This window comes from Streptomyces tibetensis (assembly GCF_007655005.1).
GTDB classification, from domain to species: domain Bacteria; phylum Actinomycetota; class Actinomycetes; order Streptomycetales; family Streptomycetaceae; genus Streptomyces; species Streptomyces tibetensis.
Window position 1 is genome coordinate 67,759 of record NZ_SZVW01000018.1, and the last position, 20,470, is coordinate 88,228.

Consider the following 20,470-nt stretch of genomic DNA (forward strand, 5'->3'; position numbering starts at 1 on the left):
TCCTTCACGGGGCGGCCTGCACAAATGGCGAAAAGCCGCGCCCCCCAGGCTAAAACCTGGGGGGCGCGGCATCCATTCCGGGGCAGTGGGCCGCCGGGAGAGCTCAGGTCAGCTCTCGGGGCGGTCCTCCGGGGTCCGCTCGGGCGCCGGGGCGGGCTCCACCGCGGTGCTCTTCGCGGTGGAGATGGCCGGCGTCGCGCCGTTCGCACCGTTCGTCAGGGCCAGCTCCTTGGGGGAGAGGACCGGCGGACGGGTGGAGGGCGTACGACGGGAGGAGCCGGTCCAGGCGGGCCTGGGCGGGCGCTTGACGATGGGAGCGAAGATCTCGGCGATCTGCTCCTTGCCCAGCGTCTCCTTCTCCAGCAGCTGCAGCACGAGGTTGTCGAGGACGTCGCGGTTCTCGACCAGGATCTCCCAGGCCTCGTTGTGCGCCGTCTCGATGAGCTTCTTGACCTCTTCGTCCACGAGCGCGGCGACCTCTTCCGAGTAGTCGCGCTGGTGAGACATCTCACGGCCGAGGAAGGGCTCGGTGTTGTCGCCACCGAACTTGATCGCGCCGAGACGCTCGGTCATGCCGTACTGCGTGACCATCGCGCGGGCCAGGCCCGTGGCCTTCTCGATGTCGTTGGCGGCACCCGTGGTCGGGTCGTGGAAGACGAGCTCCTCGGCCGCGCGGCCGCCCAGCATGTAGGCCAGCTGGTCCAGCATCTCGTTGCGCGTGGTCGAGTACTTGTCCTCCTCCGGCAGCACCATCGTGTAGCCGAGGGCACGGCCTCTCGACAGGATCGTGATCTTGTGGACGGGATCGGAGTTCGGCGAGGCCGCCGCGACCAGGGCGTGACCGCCCTCGTGGTACGCGGTGATCTTCTTCTCCTTGTCCGACATGATCCGGGTCCGCTTCTGCGGGCCCGCGACCACACGGTCAATCGCCTCGTCCAGCATGTGGTTGTCGATCAGCTTCTTGTCGCTGCGGGCCGTCAGCAGAGCGGCCTCGTTCAACACGTTGGCCAGATCGGCACCCGTCATGCCGGGCGTACGGCGGGCCATGGCCGACAGGTCGACGTCGGGCGCGACCGGCTTGCCCTTCTGGTGAACCTTGAGGATCTCCAGACGGCCCTGCATGTCCGGGCGATCGACGGCGATCTGCCGGTCGAAGCGGCCGGGGCGCAGCAGCGCCGGGTCGAGGATGTCGGGCCGGTTCGTCGCGGCGATGAGGATCACGCCGCCCTTGACGTCGAAGCCGTCCATCTCGACGAGGAGCTGGTTCAGGGTCTGCTCGCGCTCGTCGTGACCGCCGCCGAGGCCAGCGCCGCGGTGGCGGCCGACCGCGTCGATCTCGTCGACGAAGACGATCGCCGGGGCATTCGCCTTGGCCTGCTCGAACAGGTCACGGACTCGGGAGGCACCGACACCGACGAACATCTCGACGAAGTCGGAACCGGAGATCGAGTAGAAGGGGACGCCCGCCTCGCCCGCGACGGCGCGCGCGAGCAGGGTCTTGCCGGTGCCGGGGGGCCCGTAGAGCAGGACGCCCTTGGGGATCTTGGCGCCGACGGCCTGGAACTTGGCCGGCTCCTGGAGGAACTCCTTGATCTCGTGGAGCTCCTCGACGGCCTCGTCGGACCCGGCGACGTCGGAGAAGGTGGTCTTGGGGGTGTCCTTGGTGATGAGCTTCGCCTTGGACTTCCCGAAGTTCATGACCCGGGAGCCGCCGCCCTGCATCTGATTCATCAGGAACAGGAACACGACCACGATCAGCACGAAGGGCAGCAGGGAGAGCAGGATGCCGACGAACGGGTTCTGCTTGGACGGCGAAACGGTGTAGCCGTCCGGGATCTGCTTGTCCTGGTACTTGTTCTGCAGCGTGTTGGCGATGTCGACGCCCTGGTCGCCGATGTAGCTCGCCTGGATCTTCGAGCTGCCTTGGACCTTCACACCGTCTTTGAGCGTGGCCTTGATGGTCTGCTCGTCACCGGTGGTCAGCTTGGCCGACTCGACCTTGTTCTGGTTGATCGCCTGGACGACCTGGCCGGTGTCCACCGTCTTGTAGCCGCCGGACGAGCCGACGACCTGCATCAACACGACCACGGCAAGGACGGCCAGCACGATCCACATGACCGGCCCACGGAAGTATCGCTTCACGTCCATCCATACGGAGCGGTGCCGCCCCGTCCCTCCTGCCATAGTGAGTTTGATAAAGACTGTTCTTCGGACGGTACCCCAGCATTGTCACCTGAAGCCGCGTGGGACGGCTGGCGATCCGCCTACGCCTGCTCCAACGGCGGGAGGCCCGCTGGGGTTCCCGATCACCGTGACGGCACTGCGGCCGGGTTCTCAGCCGCCGTACACGTGGGGCGCGAGCGTACCGACGAACGGGAGGTTGCGGTACTTCTCGGCGTAGTCGAGTCCGTAGCCCACGACGAATTCGTTGGGGATGTCGAAGCCGACCCACTCCACGTCGATGGCGACCTTCGCGGCCTCGGGCTTGCGCAGCAGCGTGCACACCTTGAGGGAGGCGGGCTCGCGCGAGCCGAGGTTGGAGAGCAGCCAGGACAGGGTCAGACCGGAGTCGATGATGTCCTCGACGATCAGGACGTGCCTGCCCTTGATGTCGGTGTCGAGGTCCTTGAGGATCCGCACCACACCGGAGGACTGGGTGCCCGCCCCGTACGAGGATACGGCCATCCAGTCCATGGTGACGGGGGTGGACAGCGCCCGCGCGAGGTCGGCCATGACCATCACCGCGCCCTTGAGGACTCCGACGATCAGCAGGTCCTTGCCCGCGTACTCCGCGTCGATCTTCGCTGCCAGCTCGGCCAGCTTGGCGTCGATCTCTTCCTTGGTGATGAGCACCTTCTCGAGGTCGGCACCCATGTCTTTCGCGTCCACCCGCATCACTTTCGGTCGTCCCACCGGCCGATCGGCCCCTCCGCCGGCTGCGGGGAGGGGTCGCTGTTCAGCCTTGCCGAATCACCAGTCTGCCACCCTGCCGCCGGGCCACGACCTTGCCGGGGAGGTTGATGGCTCCCTGACCGCGCCAGCCGGTGATCAGGCGGTCGACTTCCTCGATGTGGCGGGCGAACAGCGAGCCGGCGGGCGCACCGGCCGCGATGGCGGCCCGGCGCAGGATGCGGCGGCGTACGGCGGGCGGCAGGGCGTAGAGCTTGGCGCACTCCAGGAACCCGGCGGCGTCGCGGACGGTGGGCTCGGCCTGGCCGGCCCAGGAGTCCAGGGCGTCGGCGTCGTCGCGGGAGAGCTGGGCCGTACGGGCGAGGGCCTCGACGACGCCCTTGCCGAGGGCCTTCTCCAGGGCGGGCAGGCCCTCGTGGCGGAGCCGGGAGCGGGTGTAGGCCGGGTCGGCGTTGTGGGGGTCGTCCCAGACGGGCAGGGACTGGACCATGCAGGCCTTGCGGGCGGTCTGCCGGTCGAGTTCCAGGAAGGGACGCCGGTAACGGCCGCCGGCCCCCGAGACCGCGGCCATTCCGGACAGAGAGCGGATGCCGGAGCCCCGGGCGAGACCGAGCAGGACGGTTTCGGCCTGGTCGTCGCGGGTGTGGCCGAGCAGGACCGCGGTGGCGCCGTGGCGTTCGGCCGCGGTGTCCAGTGCACAGTAGCGGGCGTCGCGGGCGGCGGCCTCGGGTCCACCGGCGCGGCCGACGGTGACGGCGACGGAGTCGACCGGGTCGAGGCCGAGTTCGCGCAGACGCTGGACGACCTCCGCGGCGCGCAGGTCGGAGCCGGTCTGGAGGCCGTGGTCGACGGTGACGCCGCCGGCTCTGATGCCCAGCTTGGGGGCCTCGAAGGCGAGGGCGGAGGCCAGGGCCATCGAGTCGGCGCCGCCGGAGCACGCCACGAGCACGAGCGGCGGGGACGGGGGTACGTCCCTGCTCGAGCGCGGCCGAGAGCGTGAGGGCTCGTGCGGGGAGGCGTGCGGGACCGCGACGGGGGCGCGGTGGTGTTCGGTGAGGAGGTCGTGGAGGACGCGGCGGACCGCCAGGCGTATCGCCGCGACCGCAGGATGGGGACCCATGTCCGGTTCCCTTCATGAAGTTTTCGGGGGGTGAGCCCGCGTGCCGGTCACGCAGAGTGTGTAGATGGTGACAGAACCGGGCCGTTCCCCGAGCATTGCACGCCTACCCCTGCCTCACGGTCCCTCGGACGGGTGATTGGAGGGGCGTTCGCCTGCCGTCCGCCGGTTTCCCTTCACGACCTTCCCCGCGAAGTTCACTACTCGGCCCTGCGGTGCACCCGCGCGACCCAGTCCGCCGGTTTGGCGATCTCCGACTTGGTGGGGAGGGTGTTGGGCGAGGTCCACACGCGGTTGAAGCCGTCCATGCCGACCTCGTCGACGACGGCCCGCACGAAGCGTTCGCCGTCCCGGTACTGGCGGAGCTTGGCGTCCAGGCCGAGCAGCTTGCGCAGGGCCAGGTCCAGGCGGGAGGCCCCCTTGGCGCGGCGCTGCTGGAACTTCTCGCGGATCTCCCCGACGCTCGGTACGACGTCCGGGCCGACGCCGTCCATCACGAAGTCGGCGTGCCCCTCCAACAGGGACATCACAGCCGTGAGGCGGCCGAGGATCTCGCGCTGGGCGGGGGTCTGGACGATCTCGACGAGGGAGCGGCCGCCGTCGTCCTCCTCGGCCTCGGGACGGCCCCCGGCGAGGCTCTGAGCGGCTTCCCGGACGCGTTCCAGGACGGTCATGGGGTCGACGTCGGTCTCCTGGAGGAACGACTGGACTTCACCCTCCAGGTGGTCCCGCAGCCAGGGCACGGCGGTGAACTGGGTGCGGTGCGTCTCCTCGTGCAGGCAGACCCAGAGCCGGAAGTCGTGCGGGTCGACGTCGAGTTCGCGCTCCACGTGGACGATGTTCGGGGCGACGAGCAGGAGCCTGCCGCCACCCGGTGCGCCGGGGGAACCGCCGGAGGGGAGGTCGCCGGTGGCGGGGGCGAAGGTCTCGTACTGGCCGAGGACCCGGGAGGCCAGGAAGGACAGCAGCATGCCGAGTTCGACGCCGGTGACCTTGCCGCCGACGGCGCTCATGACCGCACCGCCGGTGGTGGTGCCGCGCCGTTCCTGCATCTTGTCGAGCAGGGGCCGCAGGATCTCCCGGAACCCGGCGACGTTCGCCCGGATCCAGCCCGGCCGGTCGACGACGAGGACCGGGGTGTCATGCCCCTCCTCGGTGCCCAGACGGGTGAATTCCCGGACGTGTACCTCCGAGGCCTTGGCATGCCGGCGCAGCTCCGCGACGACGGCCCTCGCCTCGTCGCGACTGACCTCGGGGCCCGGCCGTACGAGCCGGGTCGCGGTCGCGACCGCGAGATTCCAGTCGACCATGCCGGTTGAAGCACCACCGATGCTCGTCATGCGTCAACCGTACGTGAGGGCCGCCCGCTGGGGCAGGGCGGCGACGGGCGGAGCCCCGCCGGCGGGCACGTCGCCGGCTCCGGTGCCAGGCGCGGGCGGCCGCGGCGCACCTGGCCGGCTCCGTCCGTCACCCACAGCCGCACGCCGCCAGGGCCGTCGGGCACGTCCGTCACCCGCAGCCGCACGCCGCCAGGGCCGTCGCGATCCGGTCCAGGGCCTGCTGGGACGCTGTCGGCCTGCCGGGGTCCGTGCCGGAGGCCATGAACGCGAAGGCCAGCAGGCGGCCGTCCTCGTCGACCAGGGTGCCCGCGAGGGTGTGGACGCCGGAGAGGGTGCCGGTCTTGGCGCGGACGACGCCGGACGCTCCGTCGCTGTAGCGGGTGGCCAGGGTGCCGGTGAAGCCGGCGACGGGGAGGCCGGTGAGGGCCGGGCGCAGCTCCGGGTGGGAGGGGTCGGCCGCCTTCGCGAGCAGCGCGGTGAGGAGGTCGGGGGTCAGCCGGTCGGCGCGGTCGAGGCCGCTGCCGTCCTTGAAGGCGGCTCCTTCCAGGGGGAGGCCGAGCTCCCGCAACCGGGAGCCGATGGCCTGGCCGGCTCCGGCGAAGTCGGCCCGTTCGCCCGTGGCGATCGCCGTCTGGCGGGCGAGGGCCTCGGCGATGTCGTTGTCGCTGTTGGTCAGCATGCGCTCGACGAGCGCGGAGAGCGGGGGCGAGGAGACCGCCGCGAGGGTCTCGGCGCGGGTCGTGGCCTTGGAGGGGCCGGGGGCCGTGGTGGTGATGCCGTACGACATCAGGAGCTTCCCGAACCGGCGGGCCGCGTCCGCCGCCGGGTCCTTCACGCGCTCGACCGGGCCGCTCGCCGAGCCGTTCGTGCGGCCTTCGTCGGCCATCAGGGGGCTGACGAGTGCGAGGTTGGGGTTGTCCCCGATCGGGTGTTTTTCGTCGCCCACGTAGAGGGTCGTGTCGTAGGAGAGGGTCACCTCGCGCACCCCCCGGTCGGCGAGCGCGGCGGCCGTCCGGGCGGCCAGGGTGCGCAGGCTCGCCGGGCCTGCGGCGTTCTCCCGGGCGGTGAGGGTGGGGTCGCCGCCCCCGACCAGGACGACTTCCTTCGTGTCGGGCTCCAGTGCGGCGCGGGTGGTGAGGCGGTGGTCGGGGCCCATCGCGGACAGCGCGGCGACAGCCGTGGCGATCTTCGTCGTGGAGGCCGGGGTGAGCCCGGTGCCCGCGCCGGAGCCGAACAGGCGCCGTCCGGTGGTCACGTCCATGACCGCCGCGGCGGGCCGGGGGCCGAGGGCCGGGTCCCTGAGCAGGGGGCGCAGGGCGTCCGCGAGGGCCTTGCCGTCCGGGGCGGACTTCACGGTGCTGACGCCGCCGAGGCCGGTCAGCACGGGTCCGGCGCTGGGGGCGGGCCGGGTCCGGCCGGGTGCGCCGGGGGCGCTGCCGTGATCTGTGCCACCCGCGCGGCCCAGGGCCACTGCCCGGTCCCGCTCGGCCGTACGCTGACCCGAGGAGTCCCAGGGGCCGGCGGCGGTCACCACACCGGCGGTCAGTGCGAGTCCGACGGTGGCGGCGCCCGCGGTGTACTGCCAGGTCTTCGGCCGCGCGACCTTCGCGACCTGCGGTTTCCCGGCTCGTGCGAGCCGCGCGAGCTGTGGTTTCGTGGCTGCCGCGGCCCGGGCCAGGCGCGGTCGTACGGCATCCGCGAGCCGCACCACGTGCGGTTTCGCGGCCCGCCAAGGCCTCAGCTCTGGCACGACCACCAGCCCCTTTCGCGATCACACACCTGCGTGAGGGACACTTAACCACCAGAACTATGTGTTGATCATGGAGGAGCCACCGGTGGAGTTCGACGTCACGATCGAGATTCCGAAGGGTTCGCGCAACAAGTACGAGGTGGACCACGAGACCGGTCGTATCCGCCTGGACCGGCGACTCTTCACCTCGACCGCCTACCCGACCGACTACGGCTTCGTCGAGAACACCCTCGGCGAGGACGGCGACCCGCTGGACGCGCTGGTCATCCTCGACGAGCCGACGTTCCCGGGCTGCCTGATCCGCTGCCGGGCGATCGGCATGTTCCGCATGACGGACGAGGCCGGCGGCGACGACAAGCTGCTGTGCGTGCCGTCGACGGACCCGCGCGTGGAGCACCTGCGGGACATCCACCACGTCTCGGAGTTCGACCGCCTGGAGATCCAGCACTTCTTCGAGGTCTACAAGGACCTGGAGCCCGGCAAGTCTGTCGAGGGTGCCGACTGGGTGGGCCGCACCGACGCCGAGGCCGAGATCGAGCGGTCGTACAAGCGATTCAAGGACCAGGGCGGTCACTGACCTCCTCTTCTGATGCTGACGGGCCGCATGCCTGCGTGTGCGGCCCGTTCGTCCGTCTGTGCGCATACTGAGGCTGTGGGGGGTACGAGGCTGACGTGTCGTACAGGGAGCGCCAGGCAGTGATGGACGCGGAGGACCGCAAACCGAGGTCGGACGAGGCGAGGAGTGCGTTCGTCCCGCCGGCCGGGACCGGCATCGACGGGGACATGTCGACGACGTCGGAGTTCGCGATCCCCGAGGGGCTGGCCCTGCACAGAACGGCCGGTGCGGAGTCCGACACGACGTCCGAGTTCTCCGTGCCGCAGGGACTGGACGTCCACGCGGCGCCTGCGGTGGATCAGGAGGGGTCGGCGTTCACCCCGCCGAGCACATACAGCTCGAAGCACGCCCCGACGGCCTTCACGCCGCCGAGCGGCATTCCCGTGGTCAGCCTGACCAAGGACGTGCCCTGGCAGGACCGGATGCGCACGATGCTGCGCATGCCGGTGGCGGAGCGGCCGGCGCCGGAGACGAGCCAGCGCGGCACCGACGAGAGCGGGCCCGCGGTGCCCCGCGTGCTCGACCTGACGTTGCGTATCGGCGAGTTGCTGCTGGCGGGCGGTGAGGGCGCCGAGGACGTGGAGGCGGCGATGTTCGCCGTCTGCCGGTCGTACGGGCTGGACCGCTGCGAGCCCAACGTCACCTTCACGCTGCTGGCGATCTCGTACCAGCCGTCCCTGGTCGACGACCCGGTCACGGCGTCGCGGACCGTGCGCCGCCGGGGCACGGACTACACGCGGCTGGCGGCCGTGTACCAGCTGGTCGACGACCTCAGTGACGACGAGACGGCGGTCTCCCTGGAGGAGGCCTACCGGCGCCTGGCGGAGATCCGCCGTAACCGGCACCCCTATCCCGGCTGGGCGCTGACCGGGGCGAGCGGGCTGCTGGCCGGTGCGGCCTCCGTGCTCGTGGGCGGCGACCTGATCGTGTTCGTCGCCGCGGCGCTGGGCGCGATGCTCGGTGACCGGCTGGCGTGGCTGTGCGCGGGGCGCGGGCTGCCGGAGTTCTACCAGTTCACGGTCGCCGCAATGCCGCCGGCCGCGATCGGGGTCGCGCTGACGATCGGCCATGTGGACGTGAAGGCCTCCGCCGTCATCACCGGTGGGCTGTTCGCGCTGCTGCCCGGGCGGGCGCTGGTGGCGGGTGTGCAGGACGGTCTGACCGGCTTCTACATCACCGCGTCCGCACGGCTGCTGGAGGTTCTGTACTTCTTCGTGGGCATCGTCGCCGGTGTGCTGGTGGTGCTGTACTTCGGCGTGCAGCTGGGCGCGCGGCTCAACCCCGACCAGGCGCTCGGGGCATCCGACGACCCGCTGATGATGATCGGCGCGTCGATGCTGCTGTCACTGGCGTTCGCGGTGCTGCTCCAGCAGGAACGATCCACCGTGATGTGGGTGACGCTGAACGGCGGTGTCGCGTGGGTCGTGTACGGCGCGATGCACTACGTCGGGAACATCTCGCCGGTGGCGTCCACGGCGGCCGCCGCGGGGCTCGTGGGGCTGTTCGGGCAGTTGCTGTCCCGGTACCAGTTCGCCTCCGCCCTGCCCTACACGACGGCGGCGATCGGGCCCCTGCTGCCGGGTTCCGCGACGTACTTCGGGCTGCTGGCGATCGCGCAGAACAAGGTGGACGAAGGGCTGGTGTCGCTGTCGGCGGCGGTGGCGCTCGCCATGGCCATCGCCATCGGGGTGAACCTCGGGTCCGAGATCTCCCGGATGTTCCTGCGGATCGGCTCCGCGGAGAAGCGGCGGGCCGCCAAGCGCACCAGGGGTTTCTAGCGCCGAGGAGGTCGGGGCTGGGGGTGCGTCGGCGGCCGCGGGCCGGTGGGGGTGTTCGCGCAGTTCCCCGCGCCCCCAGGACAGTCGGTCAGTAGCCGTTGTTGTAAGGCCCCTGCTGCGTGCCGTACGGCTGCTGGTGGCCGCCCTGCTGCTGGTGGCCGTACCCCGGGGCAGGCTGCTGGTGGCCGCCCTGCTGCCCGTAGCCCGGGCTCTGCGGGTACTGGTTGTAGTACTGCTGGTCGTCGTAGCCGTTCTGGTTGCCGTAGGGGGGCTGCTGCGGCTGCTGGTGGGGCGGCTGGCCGTCGGGGGTGATGCGGCGGAGCTGGGTCGTCGCGTCGTCCATGGCGGGGGGCTGCTGCTGCCACTGCTCGGGGGCCTCGGCCGCCGCGGCCTTCTTCTTCGAGCGGTCGCGCAGGTACTCGATGATGATCGGGACGACGGAGAGCAGGACGATCAGGATGAGGATCGACTCGACGTTCTTCTTGATGAAGCCGATCTGGCCGAGCCAGTAACCCGCGAGGGTGACGCCGGTGCCCCAGGCGATGCCGCCGATGACGTTGTACGTGAGGAACGTGCGGTACTTCATGCGGCCGGCGCCCGCCACGATGGGGGCGAAGGTGCGCACGATGGGGACGAAGCGGGCCAGGACGATCGCCTTGGGGCCGTGCTTCTCCATGAACTCGTGGGCCTTGTCCAGGTTCTCCTGCTTGAAGAGCTTGGAGCTGGGACGGCTGAAGAGCTTCGGGCCCAGGAACTTGCCGATCATGTAGCCCACTTGGTCGCCGAGGACGGCGGCGAGCACGATCAGGGCGCACACCAGCCACAGCGGCTGGGTGATGTAGGTGCCCTCGGCCACGAAGAGCCCGGCCGTGAACAGCAGGGAGTCGCCCGGCAGGAAGGCGAAGAGACCGGACTCCGCGAAGACGATGAGCAGGATGCCGGGCAGGCTGAACGTCGAGATCAGGTAGTCCGGGCTGAGCCACTCGGGGCCGAGCGCAAGCGTGGTCACGGGGATGTGGCTCCTGCTGCAGTGGGGTACGGGCGGGGGCTGGCTGCCTCAACGTATCAACGCAGCCGTCATGGCCCAGGTTCCATGGGCGTACTCAGGATGCACTGTGCGCGGTCCCGGTCAAAGCTGTGAACCATGGGCATCGATGAGTACGGCGGCGGACAGGGGCCGGAGCCCGATGTTCTCGTCGTCACGACGAACGACGTACCCGGCTACCACGTGCGGGAGGTGATCGGCGAGGTCTTCGGCCTGACCGTGCGGTCCCGGCACGTGGGGAGCCAGATCGGCGCCGGGCTGAAGTCGATGGTCGGCGGTGAGCTGCGCGGGCTCACCAAGACGCTGGTGCAGACCCGCAACCAGGCCATGGAGCGGCTCGTCGAGCAGGCACGCTCGCGTGGCGCCAACGGCATCCTCGCCTTCCGCTTCGACGTGACGGAGGCGGCCGACGTGGGCACCGAGGTGTGCGCGTACGGCACTGCGGTGGTCCTGACCCGGGAGTGAGGCACTCCCGGGCCGGGGATCAGGAGGCGTGACGTGCCGCGTTCGCGACGATCGCGTCCCTCAGGTGCTCGGCGAGGCCCGGACGCAGCACCTCGTAGAACGCCTTGAACCGCTCGTCGGAGACGTACATCTCGCCGAGGCAGCGGTGGATCTCGTAGGAGCACTCGTAGAACCACGTGCAGATGTGCTGCCGGTGCTCCTCCGCCAGGGTCATGGCCGCCTCGCCGGTGGGCGGCTCGTCCGCCGCCATCAGGGCGCCGTAGCGCTCGCCCCAGTCGGCGGCCTCGGCCTGGATGCGCTTCCAGTCCTCCTTGGTGTAGCTCGCGGTGCGGCGCTGCGAGTCGGCGTACTCGTCGGTGCCGCCCCAGCGCTCCTCCACCTCTTCGGCGTACTGCTCCGGGTCGTTGTCCCCGAAGACCTCGAACCTCTCCTCGGGCGTGAGGTTGAGTCCCATCGTGCGTGCCTCCATGGCGTGCTCCACGGCCGCCGCCATCTTCCGCAGCTTCTCGATCCGGGCGGTCAGCAGTTGGTGCTGGCGGCGCAGGTGCGCGCGCGGGTCCGCGTCCGGGTCGTCGAGCAGGGCGGCGACCTCCTCAAGGGGGAAGCCGAGCTCCCGGTAGAACAGGATCTGCTGCAGCCGGTCGAGGTCGGCGTCGCTGTAGCGCCGGTGGCCCGCGTGGCTGCGTTCGCTCGGGACGAGCAGGCCGATGTCGTCGTAGTGGTGCAGCGTGCGCACCGTGACACCGGCGAAGCCCGCGACCTGTCCCACCGAGTAGTTCACTTCCGCTCCCTTCTTCCGTGCTCCACGGTCGGGCCTCACGCCACGTGAGGTGCAAGCGTGTTCCCTGTTTGTCCTCTTTGAGGCGTTTATGGTGTGCGCGTGGTCCAGGACTCCGCGCAGCAGGCACCCTCCGTCACCCCCGCGACTCCCGCCCGCACGCTCTTGCCGACGATCCTGCCCGCTCTCGCCGTGGGGATCATGTCCAGCCTGGTCCTGGTGGGGGTCGAGGTCGCCGCCGAGGAACTCCAGGACGTGCTCTGGGGGCCGCTGCCCGACGCGCTGGGGATCGGCAGGTACTCCGTGGCGTGGATGTTCGTGATGCTCTTCGCGACGGGGGTCGCGGTCGGGTTCGTGGTGTGGAAGGCGCCGGGGCACGCCGGCCCGGATCCGGCGACCGTCGGCCTCGACGCCCCCGTGCTGCCGCCCGTCGTGCTGCCGGGGCTGGTGCTGGTGACCGCGCTGATGCTGGCCGGCGGGCCCAGCCTCGGCCCCGAGAACCCCATCATCACCGTGAACGTCGCCCTGGCCGCCTGGCTGGGCGCCCGGCTCGTGCCGCGTGCGCCGGGCCGGGTCTGGCCGGCGCTCGCCGAGGCGGCGACGATCGGCGCCCTGTTCGGCACGCCGGTCGCGGCGGCCCTGGTGATCTCCGAGGCGCTGGCCGTGCGGGAGACCCGCGGACTGCTCTGGGACAACGTCTTCGCCCCGCTGACCGCCGGCACGGCCGGGGCCCTGACCGCCACCCTCATCGACCACCCCAGCTTCGACCTGAACCTGCCCGCCTTCGGCCGGCCGGGCTGGAGCGACCTGTTCGCGGCGGCGGTGATCGCCTCGGTGGCCGCGCTGCTCGGCATGGCCGCCGTGCGGGCCTTCCCTTACGTGCACGGCGCCTTCCGCCGGCTGCGCCACCCGATGCTGATGCTCCCGGCGGGCGGCCTCGTGCTGGGCGCCCTCGCGGCCCTGGGCGGCCATCTGACGCTGTTCAAGGGGCTCGACGAGATCGCCGAGCTCGCGAAGAACCCGGACAGCCGGTCGGCCGGGGAGTACGCCCTGCTGACCGTCGTGAAGCTGGCCGCGCTGCTGGTCGCCGCGTCCTGCGGCTTCCGGGGCGGGCGCATCTTCCCGGCGGTGTTCGTCGGTACCGCCCTCGGCCTGGGCGCCCACGCCGCGGTGTCCGGGGTGCATCCCTCGATCGGCGTCGCGGCCGCCGTGCTCGGACTGCTGCTGGCCATCACCCGGCAGGGCTGGGTGAGCCTTTTCGTCGCCGCGGTGCTGGTCGCCTCGCCCGGGATCATCGCCGTCCTCTGCATCGCCTCGCTGCCGGCCTGGCTGCTGGTGACGGGCCGGCCGCAGATGCAGCTGCGCGCGGACGGCACACCCGTCCGCTGACGCCTTCTCCTCCCCCACCCGAACCCACCCCTGGAGGCCCCCGTGCCGTTCAGCGAAGGCACCCCCCGCACCGGCGACCGCCGCCTGTCCGTCAACCCCTTCTACGGTCCGGCCAACCCGCTCGGCGACATGGCCGAGGCGCCGCCCACCCACCGGCTCCCGGACCAGCCCATCGCCCCGACGACCGCCCACCAGCTGGTGCGTGACGAGCTGATGCTCGACGGCAACGCCCGGCTGAACCTCGCCACCTTCGTCACCACCTGGATGGAGCCGGAGGCCGGGCTGCTGATGGCGGAGTGCCGGGACAAGAACATGATCGACAAGGACGAGTACCCGCGCACCGCCGAGCTGGAGCGGCGCTGTGTGGCGATGCTCGCGGACCTGTGGAACGCGCCCGACCCGGCGAGTGCCGTGGGGTGTTCGACGACCGGGTCGAGCGAGGCGTGCATGCTCGCCGGGATGGCGCTGAAGCGGCGCTGGGCCCAGCGCAACGCCGACCGCTACCCCGGGGCGCGGCCCAACCTGGTGATGGGCGTGAACGTGCAGGTCTGCTGGGAGAAGTTCTGCAACTTCTGGGAGGTGGAGGCTCGTCTGGTGCCCATGGAGGGCGAGCGGTTCCACCTGGACCCGCAGGCCGCGGCCGAGCTGTGCGACGAGAACACCATCGGGGTGGTCGGCATCCTCGGCTCCACCTTCGACGGGTCCTACGAGCCGATCGCGGACCTGTGCGCGGCGCTGGACGGGTTGCGGGAACGGACCGGGCTGGACGTCCCGGTGCACGTGGACGGGGCGTCCGGGGCCATGGTCGCGCCCTTCCTCGACGAGGACCTGATGTGGGACTTCCGGCTGCCGAGGGTGGCGTCGATCAACACCTCGGGGCACAAGTACGGGCTGGTCTACCCGGGCGTCGGCTGGGCGCTGTGGCGGGACGCGGAGGCGCTGCCGGAGGAGCTGGTGTTCCGGGTGAACTACCTGGGCGGCGACATGCCGACGTTCGCGCTGAACTTCTCCCGGCCGGGCGCGCAGGTCGTGGCGCAGTACTACACGTTCCTGCGGCTGGGCCGGGACGGCTACCGGGCCGTCCAGCAGGCCGCGCGGGACGTGGCCACGCAGCTGGCCGGGCGGGTCGAGGCGCTCGGCGACTTCCGGCTGCTGACCCGGGGCGACGAACTGCCGGTGTTCGCCTTCACGACCGCGCCGGACGTGACGGCGTACGACGTCTTCGACGTGTCCCGGCGGCTGCGCGAGCACGGCTGGCTGGTGCCCGCGTACACCTTCCCGAAGAACCGGGAGGACCTGTCCGTGTTGCGGGTGGTGTGCCGCAACGGTTTCTCCGCGGACCTCGCCGATCTGCTCGCGCAGGACTTGGAGCGGCTGCTGCCGGACCTGCGCAGGCAGCCGCGCCCGCTGACCGAGGACAGGGGCGCGGCGACCGGCTTCCACCACTAGTAATGCTTCGTTAGGTTCTGGGCTGTCTGTGGCTGCTCCGAGGGCTGGGCAGGGGGCGCCCGCCGGGACTTCGCGGGCACTCCCTAGCGGCTCAGCCGCGCGAACCTGCGCACCGCCAGCGGGAAGAACACCGCCAGCAGGGCCAGGGGCCAGACGACCGCGGCCCACGTGTGCCCGGACTCCGTGCCGGGCACACCGAACAGGTCCCGTACGGCCGTGGCCGTGTGGGACATCGGGTTCCACTCGACGACCGTGCCCAGCCAGCCGGGCATGGAGCCGGGTGCGGCCAGCGCGTTGGAGAGGAAGCCGACCGGCCAGACAAGGATCTGCACCGCCTGGACCATCTCCGGCTTCCCCGCCACCAGCGCCAGGTGGATGCCGATCCACAGCATCGCGAACCGGAACAGGAGCAGCAGGCCCACGGCCGCGAGGAGGGCCGCCGGGCCGCCGCCGGGCCGCCAGCCGAGCGCGGCGCCCACGCCGATGAGCACCATCAGGCCCGCCGCCGACTGCAGCATGTCGGCGGCCGAACGGCCCACCAGCACCGCCCCGTCGGCCATCGGCATCGATCGGAAGCGGTCGATGACACCCTTGTTCAGGTCCTGTGTGACGGCGAGCATCGTGCCCTCCAGGCCGAAGGCCATGGTGAGCGCGAGCATGCCGGGGATCAGGTAGTCGCGGTACTCGCCACTCACCCCGCGGCCGCCGCCGACGAGGTAGCCGAACATCAGCAGCAGCATCACCGGAAAGACCAGGTTGACGACCAGCTGCACCGGCTGCCGTCCCCAGCGGGCGAGTTCCCGGCGGGTCATGGTCCAGGAGTCGGTCAGGGCGTGCGCGGTCACGCGGTCTCCTTCACTCGGCGGACGTCTCCGGTGAGGTGCAGGAACACCTCGTCCAGCGTCGGGCGGCGCAGGGCGACGTCCTCCGCCTCGATCCCGGCCTCCCCAAGGGCCCGTACGACCCCGGAGAGGGCCTCCATGCGGTCGGTGACCGGGGCGCTCAGCAGCCGGCGGTCGGCGTCGACGCTGATCCCGGTCAGCGGCAACAGCGCGACGGCGGCCCCCAGTCGACCGGCGTCGCGCAGGACCACGTCGATGCGGTCGCCCCCCGTCTCGGCCTTCAGTTCGTCCGCCGTGCCCTCGGCGATGACCCGTCCGGCGTCGACGACCGAGATGCGGTCGGCGAGCTGGTCGGCCTCCTCCAGGTACTGGGTCGTGAGCAGGACCGTCGTGCCGCCGCCGACCAGGGAGCGGACGGACGACCACACCTCGGCACGGCCGCGTGGATCCAGACCGGTGGTGGGCTCGTCCAGGAACAGCACCTCCGGCTCGGTGATCAGGGACGCGGCGAGGTCCAGGCGGCGCCGCATGCCGCCGCTGTACTGCCGCACCGCCTTGCGGCCGGTGTCGGCCAGGCCGAAACGCTCCAGGAGTTCGTCCGCACGTGCGCGTGCCCGCCGCGCGCCCAGGTGGTGCAGCCGGCCGAACAGCTCCAGGTTCTGCCGTCCGCCGAGCTCCTCGTCGAGCGCGGCGTGCTGGCCGAGCAGGCCGATGCGCAGCCGCACGGCGTAGGCCTCGCGCACCACGTCGTGCCCAGCCACCTCGATCCGGCCCGCGTCGGGCCGCAGCAGGGTGGACAGGACCCTCACCAGGGTGGTCTTGCCGGCGCCGTTCGGGCCGAGCACGCCATGCACCGTGCCGCGCGCGACCGTGAGGTCGAGCCCGTTCAGCGCCTTCTTGTCGCCGTACGTCTTCTCCGCGCCTTCGACGGTGATCGCCGCGTCGGCCACTAAGCCTCCCCATCTAGTCAAACTTGACTACAGGCTCGAAGATAACCCTGCCCCAGCCATTCGTCAAACTTGATTAGTGCTCGTCCCCGGGATGCCGCTCCCCCGTCGCGTACGGGTTCTCCTCGCCGTCGGCCAGGACGCCGACGAACGGATCGCCCTCGTCGGCGAAGGTGTAGGCGCCGCCCTCGATGCGCTCGATGAGACCGCGGGTCCACTCCCCCTCGGAGTCGGCCGTGTGGACCCACATGTTCATGATCTCGCCGATGTGCCCGAGCTGTTCGGGCCCTTCCTCCGGCACGTAGTGCTCCAGGACGGAGGCCCGCCACTGCTCGATCCGCAGGGTCCGCTCCTTCAGCAGCGCCACCGCCTCGGCCCGCGGCAGGTCGACGACGAAGCCGACGGCGGCCGTCTTCAGGTCCCCGCGCTGGTCGTAGGTGACCAGCGCCTCCCGCAGCAGCCGGAAGTACTCCTCGGTCCCCTGCCCGGTGATCTCGTACTCCGTGCGCGGCGGACCGCCGGCCGTCGACGGCGCGATCTCGTGCGCGTGCAGCAGCCCCTGCTTCGCCATCTGCTTCAGCGCGTGGTAGATCGAGCCGGGCTTGGCCGTGGACCACTCGTGCGCGCCCCAGTACTCCAGGTCGTTGCGCACCTGGTAGCCGTGGGCCCGCCCGTGCATACGGACCGCGCCGAGCACGAGGAGGCGGATCGTTGACATGCGGCCAAGGCTATGCCTCGGCCACCACCCGCTGTTCCTCGGCCACCAGCTCGAAGGCCGTCCTGCCGTCCAGGGACTCGCGGATGATGTCGGCGTGACCGGCGTGCCGCGCCGTCTCGCGGATGAGGTGCAAGCAGAGCCAGCGGTGGGAGACCCGGCCGTCCGGCGGGAACCAGGGCTGGGCCGGCAGCGCGAACGTGTCGTCGAGGCTCGGGACCGAGCGGATGTAGGCCTCGGTCTCGGCGGCGACCTTCTCCCAGTAGGCCAGCTGCGACGCGACGGTCTCGCCCTCGACCAGCTGGAAGCACTCGTGCCAGTTGGTCCGGTCCCGCACGATGGCCGGCGGCTCGCCCTTGGCCAGGGAGACCCACATCTGCTCGACCTCGGCGACGTGCTTGACCAGCCCGGCCAGGGACAGCTCACTGGCGCTGGGGCGGGAGCCCGCCTGCTCGTCCGTCAGCCCGAGCACGGCCCGGCGCACGCCGCCGCGCTGCTCGGCGATGAAGGACAGGAGCGCTCCGCGCTCGTCGCCGTGTGCCTCCGCCGGAACGTGAGTGACCATGACCGCCGCCTTTCACCGGGACCGGGGGCCTCTCCCCCTGACACCGACCAAGCTACGTACCCTTGCGGTCAGGTTCTGTCCGCAAGGGCCCGCGCGCCGGAAGGCTCTGGAACGGAAGGCTCTGGAACGGAAGGCTCTAGAACGGGAACCTGCTCCGGCCGTGCTGCACCGAGATCCACTTGGTCGTGGTGAACGAGTCGAGCATGGTGTCGCCGTTGAGCCGGCCGATGCCCGAGTGCTTCTCACCGCCGAAGGGGACGATCGGCTCGTCGTGCACGGTGCCGTCGTTGACGTGGAACATGCCCGTGTCGATCTGCTGGGCGAACGCCACACCCCGATCGACGTTCCCGGTGTGGACGGCACCGCTCAGGCCGTAGGGCGTGTCGTTGACGAGCCGTACGGCCTCCTCCTCGCCGTCGAACGGGACGAGGAAGGCGACCGGCCCGAAGACCTCCTGGCGCAGCAGCGCCGAGTCGGCGGGGACGTCGGTCAGCACCGACGGCTCGACGAGGTTGTCGGTCCGCCCACCGCGCACCAGGGCCGTGGCGCCCTCGGCGAGGGCCTGCTCGACCACACCGGAGACGGCGTCCGCCTGCGAGGAGTTGATGACCGGGCCGATGACGGTCTCCGGGTCGCGCGGGTCGCCCGCCTTGAGGGTCTTCACCTTGGCGACGAACTTCTCGGTGAACTCGTCCGCGATCGAACGGTCCACGAGGACCCGGTTGGCGGCCATGCAGACCTGGCCCTGGTGGACGTAGCGGCTGAAGACCGCCGCGTCGACGGCGTAGTCGATGTCGGCGTCGTCGAGGACCACCAGCGCGCTGTTGCCGCCCAGTTCGAGGACGGAGCGCTTGAACAGCCGGGCGCAGACGGTCGCCACATGCCGGCCGACCGCGTCGGAGCCGGTGAAGGAGATGACCTTGGGGACCGGGTGCTCGATGAAGGCGTCGCCGATCTCCGCGATGTCGGTGATGACGACGTTCAGCAGACCGCCGGGCAGCCCCGCGTCCTCGAAGAGCTTCGCGACCAGGGAGCCGCCGACGATCGGCGTGTTCTGGTGCGGCTTGAGCACCACGGCGTTGCCGAGCGCGAGCGCCGGGGCGACGGACTTGATCGACAGCAGGAACGGGAAGTTGAAGGGGCTGATCACACCCACGACACCGACCGGCACGCGGTAGACGCGGTTCTCCTTGCCGTCCACCGGCGACGGGATGATCCGGCCCTCGGGGGCCAGCGCCAGATGGACCGCCTCGCGCAGGAACTCCTTGGCGAGGTGCAGCTCGAAGGCGGCCTTCAGGCGCGTGCCGCCGAGCTCGGCGATGATGGCCTCGGCGATCTCGGCCTCGCGCTCCTCGATCAGGCGCAGCGCCTTCTCGAAGACCGCCCGGCGGGCGTAGGGGTTGGTCGCGGCCCACCGCTTCTGGGCGCGGGCCGCCGCCCGGTACGCCTGATCGACCTCGTCGACCGTGGCTATGGTGATCGACGCGAGCTTCTCGTCGTCGTACGGGTTGAAGTCGATGATGTCCCAGGAACCGGTACCCGGGCGCCACTCACCGTCGATGTACTGCTGTGCAAGGTCGGTGAAGCAGGACGACGACATGTGTGATCCCTCGATCCCTGGCAGACCCCTGATCGCGCCTTCACGATCTGATCACACGTCATCGTACTGATGTTTCAGGCGAGTTGGAGGAGTACTTCAGGAGAGCTGGAGGAGGCCCCGCAGAAGGTCCCGGCTCTCCGACGGGCCCGGGCTGTCGCTCTGGAGCTCCTTGAGCGCCTTCTCGTACTGGGCGACGTCCTCGGCCTTGTCCAGGTACAGCGCGCTGGTGAGCTGCTCCAGGTACACGACGTCCGACAGGTCGGACTCCGGGAAGCTGAGGATCGTGAACGCGCCACTTTCGCCGGAGTGGCCGCCGAGGCTGAACGGCACCACCTGGAGCCGGACGTTGGGCCGCTCGGAGATCTCGATGAGGTGCTGGAGCTGGCCCCGCATCACCTCGCGGTCGCCGTACGGGCGGCGCAGGGCGGCCTCGTCCAGGATGATGTGGAAGTCGGGCGCGCGCTCGTCGAAGAGGTACTTCTGCCGCTCCAGCCGCAGCGCCACGCGGCGTTCGACGTCGGCCTCGCTCGCCCCCTGCATGCCCCGCCGGACCACCGCGTGGGCGTATGCCTCGGTCTGCAGCAGACCGTGCACGAACTGCACCTCGTACGCCCGGATCAGCGAGGCCGCGCCCTCCAGGCCGACGTAGGTCGGGAACCAGCTGGGCAGCACGTCCGAGTAGCTGTGCCACCACCCGGCGACATTGGCCTCCTTCGCCAGCGACAGCAGGGAGGCGCGTTCCTGTTCGTCCGTGATGCCGTACAGGGTGAGCAGGTCCTCGACGTCTCTGGTCTTGAAGCTCACCCGGCCCAACTCCATCCGGCTGATCTTCGACTCGGAGGCGCGGATCGAATAGCCCGCCGCCTCGCGCGTGATGCCCCGCGCCTCACGCAGTCGCCTGAGTTGTGATCCGAGCAGCATGCGCCGCACCACCGATCCCGGCTCTCCCGCGCTCACGTTCGCCAGCCTCCCCAACGTCTTCAGGGGCCGCAGTCTGCCACTAAAACACTCCGAGCTGTACTCGTCCGGTTACGGAAACGGAATCGAGACGGTCGACGCTCGCGCGCGGGAGCAAGAAGAAGGCAAGTGAACGGCCAAAGAGCGACGCGAAGATGACGGAAAAATTTCCCAACAACCGGTACGGGACATCGCATTCCGGTCACG

At 70.7% G+C, this 20,470-nt stretch carries 18 protein-coding genes; 5 read left to right on the top strand and 13 right to left on the bottom strand.

The genetic code is table 11. The features are described from left to right. Nucleotides 1-108: 108 nt before the first annotated feature. From ftsH to dacB, 5 genes are all read right to left on the bottom strand, one after another. Entirely contained in the window at nt 109-2,148 is a 2,040-nt protein-coding gene (ftsH, locus tag FDO69_RS28845; protein ID WP_104783492.1) for an ATP-dependent zinc metalloprotease FtsH, read from the bottom strand. 186 nt (nt 2,149-2,334) lie between these two features. After that, nucleotides 2,335-2,895 (bottom strand): hypoxanthine phosphoribosyltransferase, encoded by a 561-nt coding sequence (hpt, locus tag FDO69_RS28850; protein ID WP_053669745.1) that lies wholly within the window; start codon nt 2,893-2,895, stop codon nt 2,335-2,337. A gap of 61 nt (nt 2,896-2,956) precedes the next feature. After that, complete coding sequence (tilS, locus tag FDO69_RS28855; RefSeq protein ID WP_104783494.1) at nt 2,957-4,030, bottom strand: tRNA lysidine(34) synthetase TilS; 1,074 nt, start codon at nt 4,028-4,030, stop codon at nt 2,957-2,959. A 197-nt stretch (nt 4,031-4,227) separates the two neighbouring features. After that, on the bottom strand, nt 4,228-5,367 hold the full coding sequence (locus FDO69_RS28860; RefSeq protein WP_104783497.1) for a zinc-dependent metalloprotease: 1,140 nt from the start codon (nt 5,365-5,367) through the stop codon (nt 4,228-4,230). Between the two features lie 169 nt (nt 5,368-5,536). After that, complete coding sequence (gene dacB, locus FDO69_RS28865; RefSeq protein WP_104783500.1) at nt 5,537-7,123, bottom strand: D-alanyl-D-alanine carboxypeptidase/D-alanyl-D-alanine endopeptidase; 1,587 nt, start codon at nt 7,121-7,123, stop codon at nt 5,537-5,539. 79 nt (nt 7,124-7,202) lie between these two features. Here dacB and FDO69_RS28870 point away from each other — a divergent pair, with 79 nt between their 5' ends. Both FDO69_RS28870 and FDO69_RS28875 read left to right on the top strand, forming a co-directional pair. Continuing rightward, nucleotides 7,203-7,694 carry an inorganic diphosphatase gene (locus FDO69_RS28870; protein ID WP_007452023.1) on the top strand — a complete coding sequence of 164 codons (492 nt, stop codon included), beginning with the start codon at nt 7,203-7,205 and terminating at the stop codon, nt 7,692-7,694. Between the two features lie 119 nt (nt 7,695-7,813). After that, entirely contained in the window at nt 7,814-9,511 is a 1,698-nt protein-coding gene (locus FDO69_RS28875) for a threonine/serine exporter family protein (protein WP_104783503.1), read from the top strand. Between the two features lie 88 nt (nt 9,512-9,599). Here FDO69_RS28875 and FDO69_RS28880 read toward each other — a convergent pair whose 3' ends face one another. After that, the gene (locus tag FDO69_RS28880) at nt 9,600-10,520 is read right to left on the bottom strand and encodes a DedA family protein (RefSeq protein WP_104783506.1); all 921 of its coding nucleotides are present in this window, start codon (nt 10,518-10,520) and stop codon (nt 9,600-9,602) included. Between the two features lie 135 nt (nt 10,521-10,655). On the opposite strand from FDO69_RS28880, the gene FDO69_RS28885 reads away from it, so the two are divergent. Then, on the top strand, nt 10,656-11,021 hold the full coding sequence (locus tag FDO69_RS28885; protein WP_104783508.1) for a YbjQ family protein: 366 nt from the start codon (nt 10,656-10,658) through the stop codon (nt 11,019-11,021). Nucleotides 11,022-11,040: 19 nt separating this feature from the next. On the opposite strand, the gene FDO69_RS28890 is transcribed toward FDO69_RS28885, so the two are convergent. Further along, a complete protein-coding gene (locus FDO69_RS28890; RefSeq protein WP_104783511.1) occupies nt 11,041-11,802 on the bottom strand; it encodes a MerR family transcriptional regulator in 762 nt (253 codons plus the stop codon). 99 nt (nt 11,803-11,901) lie between these two features. Between FDO69_RS28890 and FDO69_RS28895 the strand changes: the two genes are divergently transcribed. Both FDO69_RS28895 and gad read left to right on the top strand, forming a co-directional pair. After that, nucleotides 11,902-13,188, top strand: coding sequence for an ion channel protein (locus FDO69_RS28895; RefSeq protein ID WP_104783513.1), 1,287 nt, complete (start codon nt 11,902-11,904; stop codon nt 13,186-13,188). Nucleotides 13,189-13,230: 42 nt separating this feature from the next. Further along, nucleotides 13,231-14,637, top strand: coding sequence for a glutamate decarboxylase (gene gad, locus FDO69_RS28900; RefSeq protein WP_104783516.1), 1,407 nt, complete (start codon nt 13,231-13,233; stop codon nt 14,635-14,637). A gap of 83 nt (nt 14,638-14,720) precedes the next feature. Here the strand turns inward: gad and FDO69_RS28905 are convergent, their stop codons facing one another. The 6 genes from FDO69_RS28905 to FDO69_RS28930 form a co-directional block, all read right to left on the bottom strand. Beyond that, a complete protein-coding gene (locus tag FDO69_RS28905) occupies nt 14,721-15,482 on the bottom strand; it encodes an ABC transporter permease (RefSeq protein WP_167526698.1) in 762 nt (253 codons plus the stop codon). Beyond that, nucleotides 15,479-16,429 (bottom strand): ATP-binding cassette domain-containing protein, encoded by a 951-nt coding sequence (locus FDO69_RS28910; RefSeq protein WP_104783519.1) that lies wholly within the window; start codon nt 16,427-16,429, stop codon nt 15,479-15,481. The genes FDO69_RS28905 and FDO69_RS28910 overlap by 4 nt, the downstream gene beginning before the upstream one ends. 73 nt (nt 16,430-16,502) lie before the next feature. Then, complete coding sequence (locus FDO69_RS28915; protein WP_104783521.1) at nt 16,503-17,144, bottom strand: PadR family transcriptional regulator; 642 nt, start codon at nt 17,142-17,144, stop codon at nt 16,503-16,505. Between the two features lie 10 nt (nt 17,145-17,154). Further along, nucleotides 17,155-17,706, bottom strand: coding sequence for a DinB family protein (locus FDO69_RS28920; RefSeq protein WP_104783524.1), 552 nt, complete (start codon nt 17,704-17,706; stop codon nt 17,155-17,157). A 136-nt stretch (nt 17,707-17,842) separates the two neighbouring features. Beyond that, entirely contained in the window at nt 17,843-19,306 is a 1,464-nt protein-coding gene (locus tag FDO69_RS28925) for an aldehyde dehydrogenase family protein (RefSeq protein ID WP_104783526.1), read from the bottom strand. A 96-nt stretch (nt 19,307-19,402) separates the two neighbouring features. Beyond that, complete coding sequence (locus FDO69_RS28930; RefSeq protein WP_104783779.1) at nt 19,403-20,227, bottom strand: helix-turn-helix domain-containing protein; 825 nt, start codon at nt 20,225-20,227, stop codon at nt 19,403-19,405. Between the last annotated feature and the right edge of the window lie 243 nt (nt 20,228-20,470).